At 57.5% G+C, this 8723-nt stretch carries 8 protein-coding genes; 4 read left to right on the forward strand and 4 right to left on the reverse strand.

Annotated features, from left to right (window positions below; translation table 11 throughout):
- Together AQS70_RS05435 and AQS70_RS05440 are read right to left on the reverse strand one after the other, a co-directional pair.
- Positions 1 to 316: carboxymuconolactone decarboxylase family protein (locus tag AQS70_RS05435; protein WP_241492802.1), on the reverse strand; the 316-nt coding region annotated here is incomplete at its 3' end.
- A 91-nt stretch (positions 317 to 407) separates the two neighbouring features.
- Positions 408 to 908, reverse strand: a complete 501-nt coding sequence (locus tag AQS70_RS05440; protein ID WP_055101890.1) for a (R)-mandelonitrile lyase — start codon at positions 906 to 908, stop codon at positions 408 to 410.
- Between the two features lie 212 nt (positions 909 to 1120).
- Here AQS70_RS05440 and AQS70_RS05445 point away from each other — a divergent pair, with 212 nt between their 5' ends.
- A complete protein-coding gene (locus AQS70_RS05445; protein ID WP_055101891.1) occupies positions 1121 to 2011 on the forward strand; it encodes a LysR family transcriptional regulator in 891 nt (296 codons plus the stop codon).
- 44 nt (positions 2012 to 2055) lie between these two features.
- On the opposite strand, the gene AQS70_RS05450 is transcribed toward AQS70_RS05445, so the two are convergent.
- Positions 2056 to 2574, reverse strand: a complete 519-nt coding sequence (locus AQS70_RS05450; RefSeq protein ID WP_055101892.1) for a cysteine hydrolase family protein — start codon at positions 2572 to 2574, stop codon at positions 2056 to 2058.
- 225 nt (positions 2575 to 2799) lie between these two features.
- Positions 2800 to 3501, reverse strand: coding sequence for a hypothetical protein (locus AQS70_RS05455; protein WP_055101893.1), 702 nt, complete (start codon positions 3499 to 3501; stop codon positions 2800 to 2802).
- Between the two features lie 361 nt (positions 3502 to 3862).
- Between AQS70_RS05455 and AQS70_RS05460 the strand changes: the two genes are divergently transcribed.
- Genes AQS70_RS05460 through AQS70_RS05470 form a run of 3 tightly spaced genes read left to right on the forward strand, consistent with a single transcriptional unit; the run spans position 3863 to position 8549 of the window.
- A complete protein-coding gene (locus AQS70_RS05460) occupies positions 3863 to 5872 on the forward strand; it encodes a TonB-dependent receptor family protein (protein WP_241492803.1) in 2010 nt (669 codons plus the stop codon).
- A gap of 50 nt (positions 5873 to 5922) precedes the next feature.
- On the forward strand, positions 5923 to 7620 hold the full coding sequence (locus AQS70_RS05465) for an ABC transporter substrate-binding protein (protein ID WP_055101895.1): 1698 nt from the start codon (positions 5923 to 5925) through the stop codon (positions 7618 to 7620).
- The gene (locus tag AQS70_RS05470; protein WP_055101896.1) at positions 7617 to 8549 is read left to right on the forward strand and encodes an ABC transporter permease; all 933 of its coding nucleotides are present in this window, start codon (positions 7617 to 7619) and stop codon (positions 8547 to 8549) included. The genes AQS70_RS05465 and AQS70_RS05470 overlap by 4 nt, the downstream gene beginning before the upstream one ends.
- Positions 8550 to 8723 lie beyond the last annotated feature (174 nt).

Here is an 8723-nt window from a genome sequence, read left to right on the forward strand (position 1 = left end):
CCATCAGCAACGCGTCACCCTTCGCACTAGGTTGGCTCGGCTCGCGGCCTGGCGCGTCATGAACACCCCGAGACGTTCGCGCCTCAGTGACTTTCATCAACTCGCCCAGCGCATTAAGGCTTCTGGGGAACCCCGCGTAGGCGTAAACCTGAACCAAAACCTCTTTGGCCTCATTCACCGTCAGACCTGCGTCAAGCGCCTCTTCTAACGCAGGGTTTAGCTTCTTAATATCCCCCCCAGCCGCGAGCGAGGCGATCGTGATGAGCGCTTGCTGCTGGGCTGAAAGCGTTCCAGTTTTAATGTCCGATACAGTCATTTGAGTTGACTCCTTAGCAATAACGGCAGGCTGGTAAACGAGGGTAGCTAAACTCAGCGCTGCAGCCAGCAGAGTGGGAAAACGTCGGTTTTTAGCGCCCGCTGTATTGGTCATCACTGACTTTCTCCATCCAGTTAACGTTGTTCCCGTCAGCTTCAGTCGCCGTTACCGCTAAATGAGTCATTGCGGTTGTGGGCGCTGCACCGTGCCAGTGTTTAACCCCCGCAGGGCAATAAACGACATCGCCCGGGCGGATTTCTTGAATGGGTTTCCCCCACTCTTGAGTCAGGCCAACCCCGGAGTGAACGACCAACCGTTGCCCAACAGGATGGGTATGCCACGCCGAACGCGCACCAGGCTCAAACGTCACCAACGCCCCGGACGTGTTCAGCCCACCGTCAGTTGGCCAAAGCATGTCAATTCGCACCTGTCCGGTGAAGTTGGCGGCAGGCCCCACCATGGAAGCCTGGCTGCCCGCGCGCGCGATCTGTTGCTTGGCTGCGAGGTTGGAGGGCGCAGTCGATTCAGCCATGGCGACTGCGGCATCGAATGCTGCGGCGCAGAGTGCAACTTTCAGGGTGTTCTTAAGCATGCTCAGTTCCTTCTTGGAGTGCAGTGATAGGGCGTAATGTGCGTGGATTCCTAAATGGGAAGTGCCCCGTCAGCACTGATTGTCAGTAGCCGCAACTGTTAGGAATCACCACGTGCATGGCGCATACAGCGAAGACAATGAGTACTGTAAGAATTAATCGACTGTTTGATAAGATCGAAAAAACCGCATGCAGTGGTGCAGGAAATTCACCAATGACAACTTCAAACTTAAACGACCTCGCCGTCTTTATGACCGTAGCTCAAGAGCGCAGCTTTACTCGTGCAGCGGCGCGGCTCGGATTGTCCCGTTCGGCATTGAGCCATTGCATTCGTGGGCTGGAGGCTAAGCTGGGTACGCAGTTGCTCATTCGCACCACGCGTAGCGTTTCAACGACCGATGCCGGATCACGCTTGTTGAATGTGGTTGCCCCCCGAATCAACGAGATTGAAATGGAGATAGGCTCAATCGTCGCTTTGCGTGATAAGCCTGGGGGAACGGTTCGGATCACCGCTGACGACCACTCGATCAAAACCCTTCTTTGGCCAAAACTGGCACCGTTACTGCGCGAGTATCCCGATATCCACATTGAGTTGAGTGTGGACTACGGTCTCACCGACATTGCGGCCCAGCACTTTGATGCCGGGATACGGCTGGGGGATAGCATTGATAAAGACATGATCGCCGTGCGGATTGCACCGGACATGCGAATGGCAGCCGTTGCCGCCCCAGCGTATCTCGCCAGCAAACCGCCTTTACTCGATCCACGAGCGCTAACCGAACACAGCTGCCTGAATTTACGACTACCCACCCATGGAGGGCTCTACGCGTGGGAGTTCGAAAAGGAGGGCCAGCGGTTTAACGTGAAGGTCCAAGGGCAGGCTACGTTCAACAACAGCTACTTGATGTTGCAAGCTGCCCTTGATGGCGTAGGGCTGACCTACGGTCCCCTCAATATGATGCAGCCGTACCTAGACAATGGGGCGCTGGCTCCAGTGCTTGAAGACTGGTGGCCGTTATTTCCCGGATACCACCTTTACTATGCGAACAGGCGCCAGATTTCGCCCGCTCTATCATTAGTCATCGAGTTCTTGCGCAATCGCTGACAGCGCTGCAGCCGCTCATGCGCATCTCTGTGTATAGAACGCGATTAGAACCCCCACTCTTCGGCCCGAACGACCTGGCAGAACGGCCCATTAAGCGTTGCATTGTGATGAGCGACGATGGCCTGCGCGTTCAATGCGGGCGTGTCTGAGCAGCTATGACCATCAGCGATCAGTACCGCATCGAAGCCCAGATCACGTGCCGCACGGCTCGTGCTGTCAACGCAGTATTGAGTTTTCATGCCCGTGATCACGACCCCGGTAACGCCGTGAGCCCGTAAGTTGTCCGCTAAATCGGTCTTTTCGAAGGCGTTGGGTCGGCGCTTTTCAAAGACAATTTCTGCACCCTGAAGCCTCAGTTCTGGGGCGATCATCGTCAACGGGCTGCCGGGCTCGATGGGTGAGCCTGGCGGGCCAATGTGGCGTGCGAGAAAAATCGGGGCACCCGCGCTGCGGGCTTTGTCCATCAAGTTGTTCAGCGTTTCCAGCAACGCTTCGCAACGCCAGGGCTTCTGCGGGCCGTGAACGAGGCCGACTTGGATATCGAGTATCAAAAGGGCGTACATGGGGCATTTCCTTGCGTGTTTGCCAGCAACACAAGGGCATAAAAAAGGCCCTGTCCATTGCTGGCGGGCCTTTGAAGTTCGTCTGCTATTGGCTCACGACACTCCGCACGCTCCGCTTTCTGCGGTCGTGGTGGTAGTGGTCGAGGTGCCGAAATAGTTAGTCATAAATTGACACTAGCAATATCGCACCGCGCTGACAAGCAAGAATCCCCGAGTAGAGGCCAGTCAAGGGCGCATCAAGGGCTCAATCCCGATCCATTTTTTCACCGGCTGATGGCACAGTTTCAGCGGCGGGATGTCGACTTTTTGGCCGTTGATATCCAGCGCTCCTAAATGGATTGTCCATGCCGACTGCGCGTTAAAGTCCTCAGTGGGGAAAATCAAATACACCGAGCCATAACGGCTGTTATTAGTGATTCTCGGAACCCGACGATGCACTTCATCGCTGTTGATGTTGTAAGGCGAGGGGCGTGTATGGGGTTGATTGACCAGTGGGTAGTCGTACGTTTCGTCGTCGCCAAGGTACAGATTGGGGTTGGCCTTCAATTGCGAACCGTCTTCAAACGTGATGTAAGCCTGGCGGCTGTCGTAGAGAATCGGCACCGGCGCTTCACCATGGCTTGAGCTGGTCGGGCGTTGACGGCCTTTGTTGTAGGTAATCAGTTGCACGTAGAACTGCTTGCGCGACACCTTTTCACCGGGGAGCTGCGTGTGCAGCGCTTGAGTGACCGGGCGGTCAGACCACAGAGCGGCGTGATCGTATAAATAGGCTTCTAAGACAACGGTTTCGCCCGGGACTTTAAATTCAAACTCGGACTGGCACAGGTCAGCGTAAGCAGGGCGCTCTCGCGGCCAAGGGACGCAGGCACCTAATGAGGCGGCAAAAAGCGCGAGCAGAGTCGCTTTCAGGCTGTTCTCAAAGAGCATGGCTGGGACTCACGTTGCTTATGGGTGACTGTTCAACATAGCCCAACTCCTTCCAAATGCACCACGATCCCGGAGCCGCCGCAAAAGCTCGCAGCCCCGTAGGAGCTGCCGCAGGCTGCGATCTTTTGATCTAAACAGAATCTGCCTTGGCCATTGAGAAGGTGTTGAGTTTCGAACACCTGTTCGGCAGTAGCGCCGTATCGCAACAGTCGCGCTTACAACATCCCGCAATCAAACAGCCGCCTACAAGGCACTTGGCCAGTTGGCACGTTCGCTGCAATAGCCCTGTCATCGTGAGATTGACTATTCCAATAGAAACTCGCCTATTTTTTTATTCAGGTGGGGAAGAACATTGAAACGCGTGCATTTAGCCACTTCTGCTGTATTACGGCACTCATCCTTGTTCGCGGTGAGCAGCGCATTATTAACCCTCGCGCCTTTTGTTTTGGCCGACGACGCCAACCCTAATGGCGAGAGACGTTTGAGTACCGTCACCGTGCAAGCAGCGCCGCAGACCCAAGTGCAAGCGGCGCAAGCCAAACTCGACGAAGTAGCAGGCGGCACCAGCCTCGTCTCACAAGCAGAAGTGGAAAAAGGCCGCTCGGCCACCCTAGAAGACACGCTGGCCTATCAACCGGGGGTGTATGCCCAAGCGGCGGGCGGCAACGATGCGATCAAGATTTCGATTCGCGGCTCCGGGGCTAATACATCGCCAGGGTATTTTCGTGAAGGCACCAAGTTCCTTTTCGACGGCCTGGCGCTGACCGGCGCAGGCGGCACACCCTATGAGCTGCTCGATACCCAAGGTTTGAACTACACCGAAGTCCTGCGCGGGGCCAACGCTTTTGAATACGGCGCTTTATCGCTGGGCGGGGCGATCAACATGGTGAGCAACACCGGGCGCAGCGCTCCGGGCACGCGGATCAAAGTTGAAGGCGGCAGCTTTGGCTGGCAGAAACAAACCCTCAGCACCGGTGGGGTCGTGGGCGACGCCGATTACTTCATCAGCATCGACAACGGCAAACGCGACGGTTTCCAAGATTTTACCTACACCAAGGCCAAAGGCATCGTCAGCAACTTCGGCTATCGCTTTAACCCTAAGCTTGAAACACGCGTTTACCTGCGTTATCGCGAGGAGTGCAAAACCACCTACACCTTTGACGATGACGCCACACTCGAGGCCGGGGTGGTGTACCACGACTACCCGCAGATTCTCAGCCGCAAAAGCACGGTCAACCCCAATTACTGGGATTGGCGCGACATCAACTATTCGCTCAACTACAGCCGCAACGACCAACTGTTCGGCTTGTCCAGCACCACCACCGCAGGTTGGACCAGCACCCAGCATTTGCAAGCGGGCGCCCGCACTTACAAAGGCAGCAAAGACCTCGACATCTTGCAGAAAAATGTCAGGTACAGCGGCTCGTTTGACCATGTGTTCAGCCTTGGCAACGACTTGGGCCTGACCGACAACCTGTACTTGGCCACCGGCCTGTCGGCGATCCAGATCAAGCGTGACGTCGACGTCAAATTCAGCGACCGCCCCAACACCAGCGGCTTCTCTAACCATTACGTCTATGACGAATGGAAGCTCGCACCGCGTATCGGCCTGCGGTATTACATCGCTCCAGACGTTCAGCTGTTTGCGAACGTCAGCCGTTCCATTGACCCGCCAAGCTCTTGGTCGATCTCGAACTCCGGGGTCGCCAACAACTACGCCAAACCGCTGGTCCCGCAAGCGGCTAACACCGTGGAATTCGGCATCAAAGGCAAGTACGGCATCTTCGACGGCAGCTTGGCGGTCTACAAATCGTGGATCAAAAACGAACTGCTCACCGTTGAGCTGCTTCAAGCGACCAGTACGACCGCTGCGGTAGTCACCACCGCCAATGCCTCGCCGACCGTTCACCAAGGGATTGAAGCAGGCTTGAGTACTCGGCTGTGGGAAGGGGCCAATGGCGATACGTTGAACTGGCGTCAGGCGTACACCCTCAACGACTTCCACTACGAAAACGACCCGCTATTCAATAAGAACGAACTGCCAGGCTTGCCCAAGCACGTTTACCAGACCGAGTTGCAGTACCAGTTTGCCAACGGCTTCTATGCCGGGATCAACATGCACACGGTGTCAAAAAGCGCGGTGGATTACGCCAACACCTTCTATGCCCCGTCCTACACCTTGTGGGGCGCACGCTTGGGCTTCGACGATCCGGGCAAAACTTGGCAGGTGTACCTGGACCTGAAAAACCTCACCGACAAAGCCTACGTGACCGCCATCGCACCGTCCTATAACGCACAGGGTAAAGACACTGCGGCGCTGTACCCAGGCGATGGTTTCGGCGCCTTCACCGGCGTGACTTACAACTTCTAAGCCTGCGCGGCCAGCGTCGCGCTCACTCGCGGCGCTGGTGGAGGAAGCACATGACCCTGATCCCAAGGTTTGCCCGTCTGGCGCTGATCGTCTGCGCCGTGCTGCTGGGCGCCTGCAAACCGGCCAGCGAAGCACCGCGCGCCATGGTTGCCAATGCGCAGGCCAGTGCGAGTCACCCTGATGACTACCGTGAAACTAGCCCCGGCAAACCGGGCGGCACGTTGCGCCTGTCAACATCGTCCGACACCACAACCCTCGACCTGCACTCGATTTCCCACGGCAATACACAATGGCTGGGTCGCATACTGTTCGACTGCTTGGTGTACCAAGACGAGCAGGGCAACATCACGCCGTGGCTGGCGAAGTCTTGGGATATTTCGCCAGACGGCAAGACTTACACCTTTCATCTTCGCGACGACGTGACCTACAGCGATGGAGAGAAATTCAACGCCCGGGCCGTGCAGTTGAACCTGCAACACATGCGCGACCCCGCGACCAAATCGCCGTTGGCCGCGGCCTACATCGCCCCGTATGTCGATGGCCGAGTTGTTGATGAATACACCTTCGAAGCGCATCTACGCGAACCCTACTCACCGTTTTTGGATGTGTTGGCCCAGTCTTATCTGAGCATGCTGTCGCCGCGCCAGATCGAGCAAGCGCCGAAATCCATCGCCGAACCCCCGATTGGCACCGGGCCGTTTGTGCTCGAAAGTTACACCCGCGATCAAGGTCTGAACTTCGTCAAACGCAAGGGCTACCACTGGGCGCCTGCGGTCACCGGGCATCAAGGCGAGGCTTACCTCGACCGTTTAGAAGTGAGCATCGTGCCCGAGGCGATGATCCGCTTCAGCGCGTTGGAGTCGGGCCAGTCTGACTTCACCGTTGATGCGCCGACGCAAAATGCCAAGGCCATTCGTCTCAACCCTGACCTGCATATCCGCAGCTTGATCCGTAAGGGCAATCCGTTTCGCAGCCTGACCTTCAACCTTGAGACATTCCCGTTTCAAGAGCTCGCCGTGCGCCGTGCCGTAACCCAGGCCATTGACCGCGATGGCCTTGCATGGATCGCAGGCTTTGGTGAGTACCAGCCCAAGAGCGACTTTTTGGCCAGCAATACCCGCTTCTACGACCCGGCTTTTAAAGACGTACTCAACTATGACGTGACCGAGGCCAACCGCTTACTCGACAGCGCCGGTTGGACGCAGCGTGACGCGCAGGGCTATCGCGTTAAAGACGGAAAGCGCTTGGCGGCCGAGTTACTGACCTACGAAACCGGCGCCTACCCGAGCAGTATTGCGGTGGCGATTCAAGCCGACTTAAAGAAGGTGGGCTTCCAACTGAGCATCGACCTGGCGCCGTTGGCGAAAGTCCTGGAAAAACGCTATGCCGGTCAATTTCAAGTCATCGCGGCGGGTTACTGGCACACCAACACCCCAGACGGGCTGTACATCCTCTATCACAGCCAGTCCATCAGTACGCCGAGCTTTATCGGCCAAAACATCGGCAGCTTTCGCGACGAGCCGCTGGATCGCGCATTGACGGCGGCGCGGCTTACCACCGACCCGGTCGAGTTGCAAAAGCTATACAGCATTGCGCAGCAACGTCTGGTGGAGAACGTTCCGTCCGCGCCGGTGTACGAGAGTCACGTGCTGGTGGCCTACCGCGATGCGGTCAAGGGGCTGATCTACGATACCTCGCACAACACCCCGATCTTCACCACGGTCTGGCTTGACCAGGAGGCCCAATGAACCCCCTGCGCCTGATACTTCGTCGCCTGTTGGCCGGGATTGGCGTGCTGTGGGGCGCGGCGACGCTGACCTTCCTCGCCATCAACCTGAGTGCTGGTGATCCGGCGCTAACCCTTTTGGGTGGCCCCGGTGCCAACCCGAGTGCCGAGTTAGTGGCCCAAGTGCGGGCCGAATATGGCCTCGATCAACCTTTAATCGTGCAGTACGGCCAGTACCTGGGCCGTTTGGTCCACGGCGACTTAGGCGAGTCGTACAACTTGCGTAAACCGGTCGGGCACGTGATTGGCGCGCAACTGGGCGCTACCGTGCAGTTGTCGCTGAGTGCTGCGGCCTTGGCGGTGTTGCTGGCGGTGTCGGTTGCGGTCCTCAGCGCCAACCGAGCGCCGTGGATTCGCTCACTGGTATCGGGCACGGAACTGGTGCTGGCGTCAGCGCCTTCATTCGTCATCGGCCTGGGGTTGTTGCTGATCTTCGCGTTCGGCTGGCATCTGTTACCGCCGTCCGGCTCCAACAGTTGGCAAGCCTTGATCCTGCCCAGCGTTGCCTTGGCATTGCCGGTTGCGGCGGTGCTTAGCCAAGTGTTGCGCGAGGCCTTAGAAGACATCCTCGAACAACCCTTTATTGCTATGGCTCGTGCCCGTGGCCTGTCCGAAACCGGCGTGCGCCTTACCCATGCTTTGCGCCACGCGCTGGTGCCGTTGGTGACGTTGTCCGGTTTTGTCTTCGCCAGCCTGCTGGGCGGGGCAGTGGTCATTGAGTTGCTGTTTTCCCGCCAAGGCATTGGCCGCCTGATGCTTGATGCCGCCAACACCAAAGACGTTCCGCTGCTGCTGGGAATTACCCTGCTGGCGGCCGGCATTTATGTGGTCGTGAACGTACTCGTCGACCTGATCAATAACCTGGTGGACCCGCGTGCCAACGCCGTGTGACGCCCTCTTTTCGCAAGGACTTGCCATGACTGACCCCACTGCTTACCGCGACCTAAAGGCGCGTTTTCAACCCCTGTTCGATGAGATCGGCGCGGGTGCCATCGACCGCGAGCAACAGCGCGAACTGGCGTTTGAAGCGGTCAACCGGCTGCGTGAAGCGGGCTTTACCGCCCT

The sequence above is a fragment of the Pseudomonas endophytica genome, assembly GCF_001411475.1.
GTDB lineage: Bacteria > Pseudomonadota > Gammaproteobacteria > Pseudomonadales > Pseudomonadaceae > Aquipseudomonas > Aquipseudomonas endophytica.

Bases quoted from the DNA above. Each gene is read 5' to 3' on its own strand.
- AQS70_RS05440 (WP_055101890.1), bottom strand. From the start codon at position 908: ATGCTTAAGAACACCCTGAAAGTTGCACTCTGCGCCGCAGCATTCGAT.
- AQS70_RS05445 (WP_055101891.1), top strand. From the start codon at position 1,121: ATGACAACTTCAAACTTAAACGACCTCGCCGTCTTTATGACCGTAGCT.
- AQS70_RS05450 (WP_055101892.1), bottom strand. From the start codon at position 2,574: ATGTACGCCCTTTTGATACTCGATATCCAAGTCGGCCTCGTTCACGGC.
- AQS70_RS05455 (WP_055101893.1), bottom strand. From the start codon at position 3,501: ATGCTCTTTGAGAACAGCCTGAAAGCGACTCTGCTCGCGCTTTTTGCC.
- AQS70_RS05465 (WP_055101895.1), top strand. From the start codon at position 5,923: ATGACCCTGATCCCAAGGTTTGCCCGTCTGGCGCTGATCGTCTGCGCC.
- AQS70_RS05470 (WP_055101896.1), top strand. From the start codon at position 7,617: ATGAACCCCCTGCGCCTGATACTTCGTCGCCTGTTGGCCGGGATTGGC.